The organism is Pseudomonas sp. CDFA 610 (assembly GCF_021147865.1).
Taxonomy (GTDB): domain Bacteria; phylum Pseudomonadota; class Gammaproteobacteria; order Pseudomonadales; family Pseudomonadaceae; genus Aquipseudomonas; species Aquipseudomonas alliivorans.
The window spans coordinates 13,688-30,605 of record NZ_JAGTPM010000006.1 but is presented as its reverse complement, the minus strand read 5'-3'; the positions used below and the strand labels follow the sequence as shown (position 1 = coordinate 30,605).

General features: G+C 58.3%; 16 protein-coding genes. 8 read left to right on the top strand and 8 right to left on the bottom strand.

What is annotated here, in order from left to right; translation table 11 throughout:
* The first annotated feature begins 194 nt into the window (after positions 1 to 194).
* On the top strand, positions 195 to 386 hold the full coding sequence (locus tag KDX39_RS12350) for a hypothetical protein (protein ID WP_099229063.1): 192 nt from the start codon (positions 195 to 197) through the stop codon (positions 384 to 386).
* A 91-nt stretch (positions 387 to 477) separates the two neighbouring features.
* Here the strand turns inward: KDX39_RS12350 and flgE are convergent, their stop codons facing one another.
* From flgE to KDX39_RS12320, 6 genes are all read right to left on the bottom strand, one after another.
* On the bottom strand, positions 478 to 1,806 hold the full coding sequence (gene flgE / locus KDX39_RS12345) for a flagellar hook protein FlgE (protein ID WP_231660558.1): 1,329 nt from the start codon (positions 1,804 to 1,806) through the stop codon (positions 478 to 480).
* A gap of 28 nt (positions 1,807 to 1,834) precedes the next feature.
* The gene (locus KDX39_RS12340) at positions 1,835 to 2,512 is read right to left on the bottom strand and encodes a flagellar hook assembly protein FlgD (RefSeq protein ID WP_231660557.1); all 678 of its coding nucleotides are present in this window, start codon (positions 2,510 to 2,512) and stop codon (positions 1,835 to 1,837) included.
* A gap of 15 nt (positions 2,513 to 2,527) precedes the next feature.
* The gene (flgC, locus tag KDX39_RS12335) at positions 2,528 to 2,968 is read right to left on the bottom strand and encodes a flagellar basal body rod protein FlgC (protein ID WP_004880711.1); all 441 of its coding nucleotides are present in this window, start codon (positions 2,966 to 2,968) and stop codon (positions 2,528 to 2,530) included.
* A gap of 3 nt (positions 2,969 to 2,971) precedes the next feature.
* Positions 2,972 to 3,379, bottom strand: a complete 408-nt coding sequence (gene flgB / locus KDX39_RS12330) for a flagellar basal body rod protein FlgB (protein ID WP_004880709.1) — start codon at positions 3,377 to 3,379, stop codon at positions 2,972 to 2,974.
* 428 nt (positions 3,380 to 3,807) lie between these two features.
* Positions 3,808 to 4,635, bottom strand: a complete 828-nt coding sequence (gene cheR, locus KDX39_RS12325; protein ID WP_004880708.1) for a protein-glutamate O-methyltransferase CheR — start codon at positions 4,633 to 4,635, stop codon at positions 3,808 to 3,810.
* A gap of 62 nt (positions 4,636 to 4,697) precedes the next feature.
* Positions 4,698 to 5,624, bottom strand: a complete 927-nt coding sequence (locus KDX39_RS12320) for a chemotaxis protein CheV (protein WP_210074155.1) — start codon at positions 5,622 to 5,624, stop codon at positions 4,698 to 4,700.
* 78 nt (positions 5,625 to 5,702) lie between these two features.
* Here KDX39_RS12320 and flgA point away from each other — a divergent pair, with 78 nt between their 5' ends.
* From flgA to KDX39_RS12300, 4 genes are all read left to right on the top strand, one after another.
* The gene (gene flgA, locus KDX39_RS12315) at positions 5,703 to 6,461 is read left to right on the top strand and encodes a flagellar basal body P-ring formation chaperone FlgA (protein ID WP_122418633.1); all 759 of its coding nucleotides are present in this window, start codon (positions 5,703 to 5,705) and stop codon (positions 6,459 to 6,461) included.
* 159 nt (positions 6,462 to 6,620) lie between these two features.
* Entirely contained in the window at positions 6,621 to 6,929 is a 309-nt protein-coding gene (gene flgM / locus KDX39_RS12310; RefSeq protein ID WP_231660556.1) for a flagellar biosynthesis anti-sigma factor FlgM, read from the top strand.
* Positions 6,930 to 6,978: 49 nt separating this feature from the next.
* The gene (locus KDX39_RS12305) at positions 6,979 to 7,446 is read left to right on the top strand and encodes a flagella synthesis protein FlgN (RefSeq protein WP_099229069.1); all 468 of its coding nucleotides are present in this window, start codon (positions 6,979 to 6,981) and stop codon (positions 7,444 to 7,446) included.
* An 82-nt stretch (positions 7,447 to 7,528) separates the two neighbouring features.
* A complete protein-coding gene (locus tag KDX39_RS12300) occupies positions 7,529 to 8,275 on the top strand; it encodes a flagellar brake protein (RefSeq protein WP_099229070.1) in 747 nt (248 codons plus the stop codon).
* A 101-nt stretch (positions 8,276 to 8,376) separates the two neighbouring features.
* Here the strand turns inward: KDX39_RS12300 and KDX39_RS12295 are convergent, their stop codons facing one another.
* Positions 8,377 to 9,762 carry an MFS transporter gene (locus KDX39_RS12295; protein WP_231660555.1) on the bottom strand — a complete coding sequence of 462 codons (1,386 nt, stop codon included), beginning with the start codon at positions 9,760 to 9,762 and terminating at the stop codon, positions 8,377 to 8,379.
* A 53-nt stretch (positions 9,763 to 9,815) separates the two neighbouring features.
* Positions 9,816 to 11,057: a glutamine synthetase family protein gene (locus KDX39_RS12290; protein ID WP_231660743.1), complete on the bottom strand. Its 1,242-nt coding sequence runs from the start codon at positions 11,055 to 11,057 to the stop codon at positions 9,816 to 9,818.
* Between the two features lie 383 nt (positions 11,058 to 11,440).
* Here KDX39_RS12290 and vioA point away from each other — a divergent pair, with 383 nt between their 5' ends.
* The 3 genes from vioA (at position 11,441) to KDX39_RS12275 (ending at position 16,880) form a co-directional block, all read left to right on the top strand.
* Positions 11,441 to 12,559 carry a dTDP-4-amino-4,6-dideoxy-D-glucose aminotransferase VioA gene (vioA, locus tag KDX39_RS12285; protein ID WP_231660554.1) on the top strand — a complete coding sequence of 373 codons (1,119 nt, stop codon included), beginning with the start codon at positions 11,441 to 11,443 and terminating at the stop codon, positions 12,557 to 12,559.
* Complete coding sequence (locus tag KDX39_RS12280; protein WP_210042943.1) at positions 12,559 to 13,284, top strand: methyltransferase domain-containing protein; 726 nt, start codon at positions 12,559 to 12,561, stop codon at positions 13,282 to 13,284. The genes vioA and KDX39_RS12280 overlap by 1 nt, the downstream gene beginning before the upstream one ends.
* Positions 13,285 to 13,358: 74 nt before the next feature.
* On the top strand, positions 13,359 to 16,880 hold the full coding sequence (locus KDX39_RS12275; protein ID WP_231660553.1) for a glycosyltransferase: 3,522 nt from the start codon (positions 13,359 to 13,361) through the stop codon (positions 16,878 to 16,880).
* The last annotated feature ends 38 nt before the right edge of the window (positions 16,881 to 16,918 follow it).

Here is a 16,918-nt window from a genome sequence, read left to right as displayed (position 1 = left end):
AAATGCTTGATTTATCAGCAAAAACGGCCGCACTTCAGATGACATCTGGCAAACGGCTAACCGATAGCGGCGGCGGACTGCCGCCTGCCTGCCAGCACGGGCAACACACCGCCAAAAAAACTTCACTGGCCCCATGTCGCAGTAGACAGGCAGTGATAATCTTGCGCTTACTACCCTGCACCTCGGGAATCGACATGCCTGCTCGCACCTGGATTACCGGCATCGTCACCGCCAGCCTGACGACCCTCGCCCTGCTCGCCCAGGCCGCGCCCGCCCACTATTACAAGTGGCAGGGCGACAGCCGTATTGTCTGTGCCCAGACCAGTCCGGGGCCGGGCTGGACACGATTGAAAGGTCACTTCGTCAGATCCGATTGTTCGATCTGAGCAACCGACTGACAGACTGTTTCAGGGGTGGACACCGGAAAAACAAAAAGCCCCTTTCAAGGGGCTTTTCGTTCATTGCAGTACCGACTTATCACGTCATCTGAATGGTGGTCTGCATGATGGTGCTTTGCGTCGAGATGGTCTTCGCGTTCGCCTGATAGTTGCTCTGCGCCTTGATCAGATTGACCAGCTCCATGGTCAAGTCAACGTTGGACTCTTCCAGCGCCTGACCGGTGACGTAGCCCAGCGTGCCCGATTGTGGAGTACCGCTGACCGGAACGCCCGATGCGAAGGTTTCACGCCAGTTGGTGCCGCCCGCCTGCGCCAGACCCTGCACGTTGGCGAAGTTGGTCAGCGACGTCTGACCGATCACTTGCGACTTGCCGTTGGTGTAAGTGGCGAACAGGTTGCCGGTTGCATCCACGCTCATCGCGCTCAACTGACCGGTCGCGTAACCATCCTGATCCTGAGAGATCAGACCCGACACCGAAGCCGTCTGGGTGATGCCGGACATGTTCAGCTTGATCGTGGCCGCACCTGCGGCGCCGTTGGCCGCCCAGGTCGTGGTGGTGCCTGAACCGGTCTGCACGCCTGGCACCCAGTTGTTGACGTTGAAGGTGCCGTCAGTGTTGAACGTGATGTTCGCGCTGTTGGTAGGCACGGCGCCAGGCGCGGTCACGACCAGATTGCCAGCCGAGTTGAAGGTCAGGTCGTTCTTGTCGGCTGTGGTAGTGGCCGGGTTGGAAATGCTGCGGCCATCCATCAGCGAGTACATGGACCAGGTATTGGTGCCGGTCTTGACGAAATACTGGTCCAGAGTGTGTGCATTACCCTGAGAGTCGAACGTCGGCGTGCTGTACTTCATGTTGTAGCTTTTGGTGTCCGTAGCGTCGAACGTCGTGAGGCTCGGCAATGCAGTGGTCGAGTTCAGGTTGGCGACGTTGGTGATCGAACTGGTGGGCTTGGGCTCAAGGTTCGACGAGTCGACACGCAGATCGCTCAACGCACCGGTCACGACACTGCCATTGGCATCGACGTTGTAGCCCTGCAGCTTCATGCCGGCGCTGTTGACGACAAAACCTTCCTTGTCGGTGTGGAACGCACCGGCACGGGTATACAGCTTCTCGCCGTTATTGCTGAGCTGGAAGAAGCCGTTGCCGTTGATGGCAAGGTCAAGGCTGTTGGCGGTGCCCGTGGTCAGGTTGCCCTGAGAGAACTGCTGGGAAACCGCGGCGGTGGAAACACCGCTGCCCACGTTGGTCTGCCCGGAAGTACCACGAATCGATTGCGCGTACTGGTCAGCGAACTCCGCACGGGACGCCTTGAAGCCTGTGGTCGCTACGTTGGCAATGTTGTTGCCGGTAACGTCGAGACTCTTGTTTGCAGCATAGAGCCCACTAAGACCGATATTGAAAGACATATTTCACTCCTGCGCCGTCTAGTCGGCTCTATATTCCGATCGTTTGAACTTTGGACAAGGCAACACTGCCGCTGGCCAGGTTGAGCTTTGTTTCAGCACCGTTGACGCCCAGCGTGACGCTGTTGACGATTGCGGGCAGGTAAGTCGTGAACTGGGTGTTCTTGCCATCAACCGAACCTGAAGCGGTAAAGCTGTAAGTGCCAGCAGGCGCGACGGTGCCATCGCTGGCCTTTCCGTCCCAGGCAAAGCTGGTGGAACCGGCCGGCAGCGTGCCCAGATCAACGGTATTGACCAGGTTCGACTGGGCGTCGTAAATCTTGACGCTCGTCACGGAACTGGTAGCTGGCACGGCGATGGAGCCGACCATGCCCTTCGCGGTATCCACCGCTGTGGAGCCTGCGTTGATGATCACAGAGCGACCCACCAGCGACGACGCCTGGAGCGCCTGAGACGACTGGTAGCTGCCAGCAATCGAGTCAACGGTGGTGGTCAGGTTCTGGAGGCTTTCCACGCTGCTGAACTGAGCCAGCTGAGCCACGAACTCTGTGTTGTCCTGAGGATCCAGCGGGTTCTGGTTCTTCATCTGCGTGACCAGCAACTGCAGGAAGGAATCCTTGCCCAGCGTGCCCGTCGAATCAGTCTTCGTCGGCGTCGGGTTCTGGAGCGAGTTTACGAAACTCGTCGATACATTATTTTCAACGGCCATATCTTTCGCCTTCTATCACTGACCGAGGGTCAGAACCTTCTGCATCATGGATTTTGCGGTGTTCATGATTTCAGCGTTGGTCTGGAACGAACGACTGGCGGAAATCATGTCGGCCATTTCTTCCACGACATTGACGTTGGGGTAGTAGACATACCCGTTCTTGTCGGCCGAAGGATGATTGGGCTCGTAGCGCGCTTCGAGGTTGGAACTGTCTTCGATGATGCCGTTGACCTGAACACCCTGCCCGGCTTCGCCCTGATCCTGGAACAGCGAACCGCCAGTGGACTGCTGACCCTGCATCACGGTGGCGAACACCGGATGACGGGCGCGGTAAGTGGCGTCAGCACTCGAGGAAACGGTCTCGGCGTTGGCAATGTTACTGGCCGTGGTGTTCAGACGCGTGGTCTGGGCACTCATGGCGCTACCGGCAATGTTGAACACATTGGCTAGTGACATGAATTACTCTCCGCGAAGGGCTGCAACCAGCCCTTTGAATTTGCTGTTGAGCAAGGTGAAGCTGGCCTGAAAGCCCATGGCGTTCTCGGTGTAGCTGGCCTGCTCGACCTGGGAATCGACGGTGTTCTGGTCAAGCGATGGCTGCGACGGCGTGCGGTACATCAGCGTGCCATCCTGATTGCCCATGCCTTCGGCCTCGATGTGGCGACTGTTGGTCTTGTTCAGCGCGAAATGGCCGTTCTGGACCTTGTCGTTCTCGGCAGCCAGCACCGACGAAAAGTCGAGATCGCGCGCCTTGAAATTCGGGGTGTCAGCGTTGGAAATGTTGTTGGCCAACACCTCTGCACGCTGAGCCCGGAAGTTGAGGGCCTTTTCGTGAATGCCTAGCGCTTTATCGAAACTGATGCTCATGTCGGGAAACCTTTGCCGGTTGACCTGATTCTGTTGTCACTGACAAAGCAATCGGCGTGCCACTTCTCAAAACGCAATGATTACGGGGCTTGCAGTCGGTGGCAAAGCGGCAATGCCAGAAAAGCGGCAAGGCATTTCCGCTGTAAAGAGGTAAAGCGGCAAGGTGGGTGCCGTTTTTTTGCCAGTATTGAGGGGCGACCGAGACTGCACCTGAGTCACTACCTGATCGGCGCTAACGTGGCAACAGGGGTACGACGTCATCGGCCTGCTCCTGAAAAGCGGCTTGGCCGGGCTGAAACAGGTCCCGTACGTGTACTTGCGGACTGCTCATACGCAAATCCGAGAGAAGCCTGATCAGCAAGGACTTGCGTGGCACAACAAAAAAAGAGACCCGCAGGTCTCCTTCTATTGAGTACAAAAACTGCCAATCACTTGGCCTTGTAAATGATCCCGGGACTGCACTGAACCATCTGGTAGTGATCCGGCAGGCCGTTGAGCGCTTCGGACGCACCCAGGAACAGGTAGCCACCGGGCTTGAGCGTGCCGTGGATGCGCAGCAGGATGTCTTTCTTCACCTCAGCAGAGAAGTAGATCAGCACGTTGCGGCAGAACACGATGTCGAACTTGCCCAGCGCGGCGTAGCTGTCGAGCAGGTTGAAGGAGCGAAACTCCACGCGACTCTTGATCGGCGTCTTGACGACCCAGCGACCCGGACTCTTGACGTCGAAAAAGCGCTGCAGACGATCCGGCGACAAGCCGCGGCCGATGGCCAGGCTGTCGTATTCGCCGGTCTTGCAGTTGTTGAGCATCGCACCCGACAGGTCGGTGGCGACGATCTGCGCGCCAGACTTGAGCTGACCAGGGTTGGCGCGCTCGAACTCATCAATGGACATCGACAACGAATACGGTTCCTGACCCGACGAGCAGGCCGCCGACCAGATGCGCAGTCGCTGGCCGGGACTGGCCTTGATCTGTTCGGGAAGCACCTTGTTCTTCAAGACTTCAAAGGGGTAGGTATCGCGAAACCACAGGGTTTCGTTGGTCGTCATCGCATCGACCACCTGCTCGCGCAAACCACTGCGCGGCTGGGTCTGAATGCGCTGGACCAGTTCGCCAAGCGATTTGATGCTTTGCTGTTCCATCAGTTTGTTGAGACGGCTGGACACCAGGTACTGCTTGTTTTCCCCAAGCAGGATGCCACAGGCTTTTTCCAGAAATACCCGGAACTGATCAAAATCCAAATTACCCGTAGACAAGGTGCAGCCTCTCAAATCAGGTGAATCACCGGGGGCGACGCCCCCGACTATTATTCCGTTACTTATTCTGCTGCGTTGATGCGCGCTACAACCCTGGCTGCCAGATCATCCGGTCGGAATTTCGCGAGGAAATCGTCGGCGCCGACTTTCTTGACCATCGCCTGGTTGAATACCCCGGAAAGCGAAGTATGCAGGGTGATGTGCATTTTCTGCATACGCGGATCGTTGCGGATCGCTGCGGTTAGGGTATAGCCGTCCATCTCCGGCATTTCAATGTCGGAGATCATCATCAGAAACTCTTCGTGAGGCTTCTTGCCTTCTTCGACCATCTTGCGCAGGTAGTCCAGCGCCTGACGACCGTCGTTCAGCGCAACCACTTCCACGCCGACCGTTTCCAGACAACGGCTGACCTGCTTGCGCGCCACCGACGAGTCATCGACGGTCAGCACTCGCATCGAGACGGCTTTGTGATGGACCTCTTCATTGATGACGCCCACCGACACCTCTTCGGAAATCGGCGCAACCTCGGCGAGAATCTTCTCGACGTCGATAATTTCGACCAGCTGATTATCGACCCGCGTGACCGCAGTCAGGTAATGGTCGCGGCCGGTACCCTTGGGCGGCGGATGGATCTCTTCCCAGTTCATGTTGACGATGCGTTCGACCGAATGCACCAGAAAACCCTGAACCTTGGTGTTGTACTCCGTGATGATCACGAAGGAATTGACCAGCGAGATCATGCCTGCCGAACCGGTTGCCATCGCCAGGTCCATGATCGGAATGGTGCCGCCGCGAATGTTCGCCACGCCCCGAACGATCGGACTCGATTTGGGCATGATGGTAAGTTTCGGGCATTGCAGTACTTCTTTAACCTTGAACACGTTGATGCCATAGAGCTGCTTGCCGTCGAGACGGAACAAGAGCAACTCCAGGCGATTCTGACCCACCAGCTGCGTGCGCTGGTTTACCGAATCCATTACACCTGCCATGCCGACCCCCTCTTACCAAAGCAACCGTTATCCACACACCAGACTGGTAAGCGGCACGGGCTTTGCTTTTTATACGTCATGAACCCAAAGACGACAATTTCTCGACACCTGGCATTAGAAACCCGCAGGCTTCTGTGCGCAATCGGCATGCTGTGCCTTTTCAGCGTGACAAACCTCTGTCGCGCAGAGAATTTCACACTGCCTGAACAGCTTATCGGCGTTACCCAAGGGTTTCTTGAGTTCACAGTAGAAGACTATTTGGCAACCAACCAGATTGAGGGTCGTCATGACATCCAGGTCAAGCAGCTGGACCCGCGTATGCGCATGAATGCTTGCGACAAGGATTTGACAGCCGCACTGGAAAGCCCTCGCCCCGTCGGCCGGGTTACCGTGCGGGTTCGCTGTGAAGGATCATCGCCCTGGACGGTGTTCGTGCCTGCCCAGGTGCAGCTGTTTCGCAACGTTGTGACCGTGATGCGACCACTCAAACGGGACGCCATCGTCACCGAAGATGATGTGGCGATGCGCGAGCGCGATGTCAGCAGTGTGGGGCTGGGCTTCCTGTCTTCGCTGGATCAGGCAGTAGGCCAGAAAGTTGTCCGACCAATGGTCATCGATCAGGTGGTAACACCCGTGGCACTGGAGCAGCCACGCATGATTCACAAGGGCGATCAGGTGGTGATCATCGCTCGCAGCGGCTCGCTGGCGGTCCGCATGCCGGGCGAGGCGATGTCCGACGGCAGTTTCAACGAACAGATACGGGTGAAGAATCTCAATTCAAGCCGGGTCATCAAGGCGAATGTGACCGGTCCCGGGCAGGTGGAAGTGGCCATGTGAGCATATTGACGCTGGTATAGAGGACGCGTTTTTTCTAGACTGCGGTAACTTTCCGACGGTGAAAGCTTCTATTGAGAAGCTTTATCACGACGAGCCTAAAGTTTTATCGGGGATGGCCGAAAACAAGGCAAGCGTCCAAACACCCAGAGGTTTTTTATCATGGTCATAGACTTTAATAACCGTATCAACGGTGCGCAGCCAGCCACCCGCACCAGCCCCGCCAAGGAAATCAAGACCGAGGCGGCAATATCTGCCGGCAGTACTGCTGGCGTGAAAAGTACCGGGGAAACCGTTTCACTGAGCAGTGAGGCTCAACAGTTGCAGAAAATCACTGACAAGCTTGCCGATCTGCCGACCGTCAACAGCGCACGCGTTGCCGAACTCAAGCAGGCCATCGCTGACGGTACTTACACAGTGGACAGCAACCGCGTTGCCAGCAAGCTGCTCAATTTCGAAACCCAACGCTAGCCCCAGGCTCGCGCTGGATATTCTGGACGCTTAAAAACCAGAGCATGCGATGCAAGACACTACTTTGCTTCAGATGATCACCGACGACATGGTTCCGACAAGGCAGCTGCATGAGTTGCTGCAGGCGGAGTCACTGATCCTTCAGGGCCGCGACATGGGCGAGATGGAACATGTACTGGCGCAGAAACAGGCGCTGGTCATTCTGCTCGAACAGCATGGCCGCCGTCGCAGTCAGGTGTTGACAGGACTCGGGCTACCCTCTAACAGGCAGGGGCTTGAGCAACTGGCCAGCCATTCGGACATCGGCGAGCAATTGCTTGCAGCCGCGGACGAGCTGAACGCGCTGATCGCTGAATGCCAAACGCTCAACGAGCGAAATGGCAGCCTCATTCAATTGCAACAGGTGAGCACGGCCCACCAGCTTCGCATTTTGAATGGAGGCGACACGCCGACCCTGTATGACAGTCGCGGTTCGACTGCTGGAAGAGCAAGACCACGCCCGCTCAGTCAGGCGTAACTTCCTGTATAAAGGTTTCGTGCGTAGTGGCAGAATGCCCGATGTTGCGTTGCCGTAGTATTTTGCCTGGAGATGTAAGAACGTGAATGGCTCAAGCGCGGATGATGCTCCGCAGCCCCCGAAGGTTTTGAATACACCTTTGGAAATCGCCGCTAACCTGCGGTTACTCCTTGAAAGTCATGATCCGCTGATCATTACTTTCCACGAGCGCGCCCAGCGCTTTCAGAGCTACGTTATCGAAGTCGACCGAGAGACCAACGTCCTGGCGCTCGACGAAATGATCCCTCGCGATGGCGAACGATTCCTTACCAATGGCGAGTCCTTCCGGGTAGAAGGCTTTCACGATGGCGTGCGTATCGCTTGGGAAAGCTCGGAACAGATGGACATCGTGGACAATGACGGCCAGCGCCTGTATCGCGGACCGCTGCCAGAGGAAGTCATTTACCACCAGCGTCGCAACGCTTTCCGAGCCGCGCTCAAGCTCGCGCAACTGGTGGACATCGAGATCGGCGGCGACAAACTCAAGTCACCACTCAAGGGCAAGCTGCTGGACATTTCGGCGACCGGCTGCAAGCTGCGTTTCGAAGGCGACGTGTCCGAGCGCATGCAGCTGGGTCAGGTGTACGAGCAATTCGTCGCCAGACTGCCCTTCGGTGCAATGACCGCCCCTGTGGAGCTGCGTTACCTGCATTTCGAAGAAAGGGTTCACACCACCTTTGCCGGCGTGCGCTTCCATAACATGAGCGGGCTGGTACAACGCCAGGTCGAACGCTTCGTGTATCAGTTGCAACGTGAGGCCCGGCGCTTCGACAAGGACGACGACTTCTGACAGACGTCGCCTGAGGTGATTGCGGTAACCGTTACCGCAATCACGCAACACCCTCTTCTCGATTCCCCTTGCAAACCTTCTCCAGTCTCAACGACCACCGATCAGGCCTTCCAGGTCTCCTCTTCGCGCTCCCGTTCGCCATCGACCTGCACGGTCTCGGCAGCCTGCACTTCTGATGCTGACGCATCTTCGGGAGCCGGCTCCGATTCAGGCTCAGGCTCGACAGTGGTTTGCATCTGATCCTGCACGACCTGTTCGTCCACACGTGGGTCAAGTGCCACCACGAGCGGCGAACTGGACATGCTGTCCGGCATTGCCACGTGGTGCAGCGGCGCATTTTCGACCTGGTGCAGGTGCGTAACGGCCTTGGGACGAATCAACAGCATCAGTATGGCGCCAGCGGCGCAGACGAACACATACAGCATGTGCCCACCGAACATTTTCATAATCACGCCGGCCGCCAGCGGGCCGATGCTTGCACCGATACCGTAGGTCATCAGCAGCATGGCGGTCAGCGAGACGCGCCGCTCGGCCTCTACATGGTCGTTGGCGAACGCCACGGCCAGCGGATACAGACAGAACTGCATCAGCGAGGCCAGAAAACCCACGCCGAACAGCACTTCCACGGGCACGCTGGGAAAGACGGCAAGTGGCAGTGACGCGACGAACAGCGCTGCCGCAAAGACCCGCATCAGTACCGAACGATCATAACGGTCGGACAGCAGACCCAGCGGCCACTGCACCAGAAACCCCGCCAGAATGCAGCAGCCCATGAACAGACCCACCTGTTCGGTGGTCAGCCCCTGCTCTGCCGCGTAGACCGGCGCCAGACCGTAGAAGGAGCCGATTATCAGGCCTGCGCCCAGCACCGCTGTCAGCGACTGCGGCACCCGCTTCATGAAGAACAGCGGTTCGAGCGGCGCAGGGCGCAATGGCGCCGGGTGAATGGCGCGGGTCATGGCGACCGGCACCAGACACAATGCAAAACACAGGGCCACCAGCATCAGCAATTCAGGGCCAAGCTGCGGATGAACCACCAGCACCAGTTGCCCCAGCACCAACCCCAGATAAGACGCGATCATGTAACCGCTGAACACCATACCCCGCTGCTTGGCAGCCGCCTGCTCGTTCAGCCAGCTTTCGATGACCATGTATTGACACATCATCCCCAGGCCGACGATGACCCGCAGAATCAGCCAGGCAGGCAGCCAGGTGATCAGGCCATGCCCCAGCACTGCCGCACCGACGATCCCGGCACACGTCGCATAGGCACGAATATGGCCGACCCGGCCGATCAACCGGTGACCGATCTTGCCGCCCAGCACCAGACCGAAATAGTTTGCCGCCATCAAGGCGCCCACCCACAGGCTGTCCACCTGATCGGCAGCCAGGCGCAGGGCCAGATAGGTGCTCAGCAGACCCGAGCCGATCAACATCATCAACGAGGCAAAATACAGCGCTCGAAAGGACTTCCAGATTTGGCGCATCGACATTCCAAAATACGGAGTCGCCTGAACAGGCGAACCCGAAACAACGTTCTTTAAATCTGGGCAGCCAGTACGCGCCGTTCCCAGGGGGTAATTTCATCGAGAAAGCTGGTCAGCTCCATGGTCTTCGACGCAATGTAGCCTTCGATGAATTCATGACCAAACAGTTCCTTGGCCAGATGACTGCATTTCAGACGCTCAAGAGCGGCCTGCAAGGTACAAGGCAACGTCAATTCTTCCGGCACCTGAATCTCGCCCTGCACGGCAGCGGTCGGTTCGATGCCCCGTTCGATCCCGTACAGCCCCGCCGCAAGGCTGGCAGCGATCACCAGATAAGGATTGGCATCGGCACCCGGCAGACGATTCTCGACGCGCCTGGCCGACGGTGCACTGGCGGGAATTCGCAGACCGGCGGCGCGGTTGTCGTAGGACCAGCAGGCGTTGTTGGGCGACGCGAACGGATGGAACAGGCGCTGATAGGAATTCACGTTCGGCGCGAACAAGGCCGTGAAGTCTGCCATGCAGGCTTGCAGTCCACCGATGAAATGCCGGAACGTAGGCGTCGACTGCCCGTCCTCGGCGCTGAATACATTGCGGCCGGACACCGCATCCACCACGCTCTGATGCAGGTGCATCGAACTGCCGGGCGTGTTCGTCAACGGTTTGGCCATGCAGACCACAATCACGCCATGCTTGAGCGCTACTTCCTTGAGCAGGTGTTTGAACAGAAAAGTCTGGTCGGCCAGCAGCAAGGGATCGCCGTGCAGCAGGTTGATTTCGAACTGACTGACGCCCATCTCGTGCATGAACGTATCGCGTGGCAGGCCCAGCGCTGCCATGCAGGCGTACACCTCCGTGAAGAATGGCCGCAGCCCGTTGTTTGAACTGATGCTGAAGGCCGAGTGCCCCAGCTCGCGTCGACCGTCCAGCCCTACAGGCGGCATGAACGCCTGAAGCGGATCCGGGTTGGGGGCAAATACAAAGAACTCCAGTTCAGTGGCCACCACCGGAGTCAGGCCGTATTCGGCGTAACGGGTGAGTACCGACTTGAGCTGCCCACGAGTCGAAAGCGTGCAACTGGCACCGGTCAATTCATCGGCGTCGCAAATGGCCAGAGCACGCGGTCGATCGCTCCACGGCACACGGTGCAATTGCGCAGGGTCCGGGACCAGCGCCAGGTCACCGTCATCACTGCCATAGAAACGTGCAGGCGGGTAACCGCCCATGATGCATTGCAACAGCACACCCCGCGCCATCTGCAAACGCCGCCCTTCAAGAAACCCTTCGGCGGTCATGACCTTGCCACGCGGTACGCCATTGAGATCCGGCGTCACGCATTCCACTTCATCAATGCCCGTCAGTTGCGGTGCAACCGAACGGCCGTCATTGCGGTTCATTGCTCAATCCTTGGTGAATGTCGAGGCCGTCCTGCGGCAGTGCCTACAAAATACGCAACGGGCGTTCGGGATATCAAGGGCTGAAACATATGGCCAAACCGCTCACAAACCATACACCTTCAAACGGTACAAACCGCACTCTTGGCTGGTTTTTTGCTTTTGACCAAGACAAAACAGTTTGGCTGCCATTTTTATGTCGATCACCTGTGCGTGATGCACGATGCGCCATAAAAATGAACTGTCGAACGGCAATCTTCTGCGACACGTGTTGAGAGCTTTCCATGAGCGCACCGATTCCCGTCACACGCCCCCTGCTTCCGCCGCTTGAGGAATTCATTCCCTACCTCGAGCAGATCTGGGACAGCCACCAGCTCACAAACGGCGGCCCGTTTCACCAGCAGCTCGAGAAGGAGCTGGCAAGCTATCTGGGCGTTCAGCACCTGTCGCTGTTTTCCAACGGCACCCTGGCCTTGATGACCGCAATCCAGGCACTGCGGATCAAGGGCGAAGTCATCACCACGCCCTACTCGTTTGTCGCAACCGCGCACTCGTTGCTGTGGAACAGCCTGACGCCGGTGTTCGTCGATATCCAGCCCGGCACCTACAATCTGGACCCGGACCGCATCGAAGAAGCCATCACCCCGGCAACCACCGCCATCATGCCGGTGCATTGCTATGGCATCCCGTGTGACGTCGACCGCATCCAGCAGATTGCCGACCGCTATGGCCTGAAGGTCATCTACGATGCCGCCCATGCCTTCGGCGTGCAGCACCACGGCGAAAGCCTGCTCAGGCATGGCGATCTCTCGATCCTGAGCTTCCACGCCACCAAAGTCTTTAACACCTTCGAAGGCGGCGCCATCGTCAGCCCGGATCTGAAGACCAAACAACGTATCGACTACCTGAAAAACTTCGGTTTTGCCGACGAAGTCACCGTGGTCGCGCCAGGCATCAACGGCAAGATGAGCGAGATCAACGCAGCGTTCGGCCTGCTTCAGCTCAAGCACATCGATCAGGCACTGATCAGGCGTCAGCGTATCGACGAGCTTTATCGTGCCGCGCTGGCGGCGATCCCCGGTATCGACATCGTCTGGCAGAGCGCCGAAAAACATAACTACTCGTATTTCCCTGTTCTGGTACGCGAAACGTTCGCCGTATCGCGAGACGCGCTCTATCAACGCATGCGTGATCAGAACATTCTGGCCCGCCGCTACTTCTATCCGTTGATTTCGACGTTCCCCATGTACCGGGGTCTGGATTCGGCCAAGCCGGAGCGCTTGCCGATTGCCACTGGCCTGTCGAATCAGATCCTGTGCCTGCCTATCTACGACAGCCTGACCGATGAGGCTTTCGACAGCATCATCAATGTCATTGTCACCGCCAGTAACGAGAACCGCTAATGCGTACGTGTCCGGTCTGCTCCTGCCGATTTCCGAACTTCTACCCGATGGACAGAGGTCATCTGGAAATCTTTCACCGCCTGAACGTGTTCTACAGCGTGGACGATTTCGAAACCCTGAACGTCGGCCAATACAGTTGCCCCGAATGCCACGCGTCAGACCGCGACCGGCTTTATGCGTTGTTCGCCATGCACCTGCTGAACAATCCGCCGGGACAACCCTTGCGCATTCTCGATATCGCGCCAGCCGTTGTACTGTCGAAATTCCTGCGCAGCCTGCCGAACGCCCGCTACCGCTCCGCCGATCTGTTTTCGCCGCTGGCTGATGACGTCGTCGACATCATGGACATGCACATGTACGCCGATGAGTCCTTTGATTTCATCGTCTGTTCACATGTGCTGGAGCATGTGCCCGATGATCGCAAGGCCATGTCCGAGCTGCATCGGGTTCTGGCCAGGGGTGGCTCTGCGATCCTGATGGTGCCGATTCTGCTGACCGCAAGCGACACCGAAGAAGACCCGGACGAGTCCAGCGTCGATGAGCGCTGGGCGCGCTTCGGTCAGGATGATCACGTGCGGATGTATGCCAGGCATGACTTCGTGTCTCGTCTGGAGGCGTCCGGCTTCACGGTTGATGCCCTGGACTCGAACGCGTTCGGCGAGGGCATATTCCGGCAGCACGGCATTACTGACCAGTCGGTTCTGTACGTCGGCCGCAAGGTCTGACAACAGCAGCCGATCATGAATGCCGACCGGCTTGTCCGGTGGGCTCTCAACACTTCTTCACATGTGGTATTGCGATGAGTTCTTCACGCCTGGTCAGTATTGTCATCCCTGCTTATAAACCGGCTTTTTTCGAAGCGGCGCTTGCCAGTGCGCTGCGCCAGAATCATGACGACATCGAGATCGTTGTCACTGATGACTGCCGTGACGACGGTATCAGGGACATTGTCGAAAAACTCAGGCCGGTTAGCCGCTGGCCCATTCACTATCATAAAAACGAAACACCACTGGGCGAACCCTACAACGTCGCCAGCGGAGTGGCGCTGGCGCGCGGCGATTACATCAAGTTTCTCTATGACGACGACATCCTGCTCACCGATTGCGTGCGGCTGATGTTCGATGTCATGTACGACAGTCCTGACATCAAGATCGTGTCAGCGACACGAAAGCGAATCGACGCCAGCGGCACCCTGCTGGCCGACAATCTGTACACCGCTTACCCATTCGGCAAGAACGTGGTTCTGAACGGTCCGGAACTGGTGTCGTTTCTGGCCCAGTACCCCGTCAACTTCGTCGGCGAACCCAGTGCCGTGATGTGTCGCCGCGAAGACCTGCTGGCCTTCGGCCAGGACATCATGTCCCTGAATCAGGTGCTGATCTGGGGGCTGGGCGATCTGGCGATGTACGCCAAGCTGCTGCGTCAGGGCAATCTGGCCATGCTTGCCCGTCCACTGTCCTATTTCCGCATTTCCGATCAGCAGAGCAGTGAAGCGTTCAGAAAAGACCCTGCCCTGCCGCGCGAAGGTCACGCCAACTTCCATCGAATTCCCGGCGAACTGGGCTGGATCCGACCCGACGAGCTCAATGGCAAGGTCAGGATTGCGCCCCTGGCTCAGCGCGACAACGTCCAGGAAATGGACCTGCTGAGCTACTTCGACAGAAGGTCCGAGGCGACTGTTCGCAACACTCGCGTGGCCAGTTGGCTTGGACAGCGCAGGCCTACGCCCGCTCAGCACACCTTGCTTCGTGAGCACTTGCAGCAGCACGATGGCGGGCCGTCGATTGCACTTGTCGTTTCCGATTTCGATCAGCAGGCCGAGCGAGTACTGAGCACGCTGCAAAGCATGGCGTCCGATGCGCCTCTGCTCGACAAGCTCAAGGTTTTCGTCCTGGCCGACTACGACAGAGAGCAGCAAACACCGCTTCAGGCCCAGTTGCCCTGGCGGGACGCGACCCTGGAAAACCGTGCTACGGTCATCAACGCGCTGATGCAGGATAACGATCACGACTGGTGGATGCTGGTCGACGCAGGCACGACGTTCACCCCGAGCGGCCTGCTATGCGCCGTCATGAAGATGATCGAAGCGCCACATGCCTGCGCGGTCTTCGGCGATGAAGTGACCCTGCATGCTCACGCTGGGGCTCGCCTGATCTTTCAACCAGGCTTCAGTCTGGACTACCTGCTGGCCTGTCCGTCGGCCACCAGTCGCAACTGGCTATTCAACCGCGAGAAAGCTCTGGCGGTAGGCGGCTTCGATCCAGGCCACGCTCAAGCCACCGAGCTCGATCTGATACTGCGCCTGATCGAAGACTCAAGCTTTACCGAATTTGTGCATGTCACCGAGCCGATTGCCATCTCGCCACTCTGGCAAGCGCAGGATAATTACGACGAGGCGCGCACGCTTCAACGTCACTTGCACGCGCGCGGCTATGTAGACGGCCAGGTGCATGCGCTGGAGGCGGGACGTTACCGGATCGAATACGGCCATGCCGATCAGCCGCTGATTTCCATCCTTGTGACCTCACAGGATCAGTTACAGACGCTGCTGCCTTGCGTCGAAAGCATTCTGGAAAACACAACGTACCCGTTCTACGAAATTCTGATCTGCGACAACAACAGCCAGTCGGCGCAGACCACGGAATGGCTGACCACGCTGGAGTCGATGCAATCGGAGCGCATCCGCGTCCTTCGCCATGAGCAGACGGTGAGTCCCTCGGCCCTGTTCAATGCCGCTGCCCGGCACGCTCAGGGCGACTACCTGCTGATGCTCGACAGCAACGCCCTGATCGTTCAGCAGGACTGGCTCGAACAGCTCCTCAATCACGCACTGCGCCCCGAAGTGGGCATCGTGGGCGCCAACATCATTTCACCAGACAGCAAAATCGTGGACGCCGGGATCATCATGGGACTGGATGGCACCGCTTGTGCGATCACCGCCAATGACGCGGCGAACTGCGCGAGCTTCGCCCAGCGTCTGGAAAATGATCAAAACTACAGTGCCGTCAGCGGTTCCTGCCTGATGATTCGCAAGTCAGTCCACACGGAAATCGAAGGCCTGGACGAACACCTTTTCCCCCTGCACTTTCGTGATGTAGACCTCTGTCTGAGGGCGCGTAGCGCCGGACATCTGATCGTCTGGACGCCGCATGCCATCGTTGCCCTGCGTCCCGACGAGCCACAGGTCGATGCCGAAGCGATAGATTTCGCGACACGCGCCCTCGCGCATCGCTGGCTGCATTACATGGCCTGGGACCCGGCCTACAGCACGAACCTGTCCCTGACAGAACGTTTTGTCACCCAGACCAATCCGGAATTGAGCTGGCGGCCATTGACGCATCGCCCGCTGCCGGTGGTCCTCGTGCAGCCTGGTGATCGAGCAAGTGCCGGTGATCGAGTCGGCTCGGTACTTCACAGTCTGCGTGCCGGACTTGAAGTGGATGGCGTCCTCAGCCACACACCGCTGCCACTCGTGGAGATCGCCAGACTCAGCCCTGACACGGTCGTCATGCAAGGCCCGGTCAACGACCGCCTGATCGCCAGCATCAATGCAATCAAGGATCACACCCATGCTCGAGTCATCTACGATTTGCCGCAATATCCGGCGTACGCAGAAATCGGCAAGACCGCAGCACCACTCGCTGCGATTGAAACCTCGCTGCGCCATGGGCTGGAACGTGCAGACCTGATCACCGTCCCCACTCGGGCGCTGGCGGATCTGCTGGGTGATTCGCATCCCAACGTTCAGGTCATCGAAACCCGGCTGGCCACCGAACCCTGGCTGAACTTGCAAAGCCAGCGCCAGACGCGTGCGAAACCCCGCGTCGGTTGGGTCGGCACAGCGGGCGAGCTGGGTGATCTGCTGATCCTGTCGGAAGTCATCAAGACGCTGGCGGACCGGGTGGAATGGGTCGTCATGGGGCCTTGTACGCGCTGGCTGCGACCCTTTATCCACGAACTGCGCTCATCGGTGGAAGGAGCACTGCTCCCCGGGATGCTGGCCGGTCTGAACCTTGATCTCGTGTTGGCCCCCGCCGAGTCGAACCTGGTCAACCAGAGCAAAAGCCCGGTGGCCTTGCTGCAGTTCGGCGCCTGTGGCTTTCCGGTCATTTGCAGCGACGTGCTGAGCGTTCCTGAAGGCCTGCCCGTCACGCGGGTTGGCAACGACACCCATGCCTGGATAAGTGCCATCGAGGAGCACATCGGGCGGATGGATACCTGCGCGCAGAGAGGCGACGCCTTGAAGCAGACAGTCATCGAACGCTGGATGCTTGACGCCGAGCACCTGCACGCCTGGCGCACTGCCTGGGTGGACAGCTGATCGTAAAAAGGCTCAATAAAAAAAGGCTCCGCGTCAGA

Excerpts from the sequence above, each read along its gene's own strand:
- KDX39_RS12350 (WP_099229063.1), top strand. The coding sequence starts at position 195 with ATGCCTGCTCGCACCTGGATTACCGGCATCGTCACCGCCAGCCTGACG.
- flgE (WP_231660558.1), bottom strand. The coding sequence starts at position 1,806 with ATGTCTTTCAATATCGGTCTTAGTGGGCTCTATGCTGCAAACAAGAGT.
- KDX39_RS12340 (WP_231660557.1), bottom strand. The coding sequence starts at position 2,512 with ATGGCCGTTGAAAATAATGTATCGACGAGTTTCGTAAACTCGCTCCAG.
- flgC (WP_004880711.1), bottom strand. The coding sequence starts at position 2,968 with ATGTCACTAGCCAATGTGTTCAACATTGCCGGTAGCGCCATGAGTGCC.
- flgB (WP_004880709.1), bottom strand. The coding sequence starts at position 3,379 with ATGAGCATCAGTTTCGATAAAGCGCTAGGCATTCACGAAAAGGCCCTC.
- KDX39_RS12320 (WP_210074155.1), bottom strand. The coding sequence starts at position 5,624 with ATGGCAGGTGTAATGGATTCGGTAAACCAGCGCACGCAGCTGGTGGGT.
- flgA (WP_122418633.1), top strand. The coding sequence starts at position 5,703 with ATGAACCCAAAGACGACAATTTCTCGACACCTGGCATTAGAAACCCGC.
- flgM (WP_231660556.1), top strand. The coding sequence starts at position 6,621 with ATGGTCATAGACTTTAATAACCGTATCAACGGTGCGCAGCCAGCCACC.
- KDX39_RS12305 (WP_099229069.1), top strand. The coding sequence starts at position 6,979 with ATGCAAGACACTACTTTGCTTCAGATGATCACCGACGACATGGTTCCG.
- KDX39_RS12295 (WP_231660555.1), bottom strand. The coding sequence starts at position 9,762 with ATGCGCCAAATCTGGAAGTCCTTTCGAGCGCTGTATTTTGCCTCGTTG.
- KDX39_RS12290 (WP_231660743.1), bottom strand. The coding sequence starts at position 11,057 with ATGACCGCCGAAGGGTTTCTTGAAGGGCGGCGTTTGCAGATGGCGCGG.
- vioA (WP_231660554.1), top strand. The coding sequence starts at position 11,441 with ATGAGCGCACCGATTCCCGTCACACGCCCCCTGCTTCCGCCGCTTGAG.
- KDX39_RS12280 (WP_210042943.1), top strand. The coding sequence starts at position 12,559 with ATGCGTACGTGTCCGGTCTGCTCCTGCCGATTTCCGAACTTCTACCCG.
- KDX39_RS12275 (WP_231660553.1), top strand. The coding sequence starts at position 13,359 with ATGAGTTCTTCACGCCTGGTCAGTATTGTCATCCCTGCTTATAAACCG.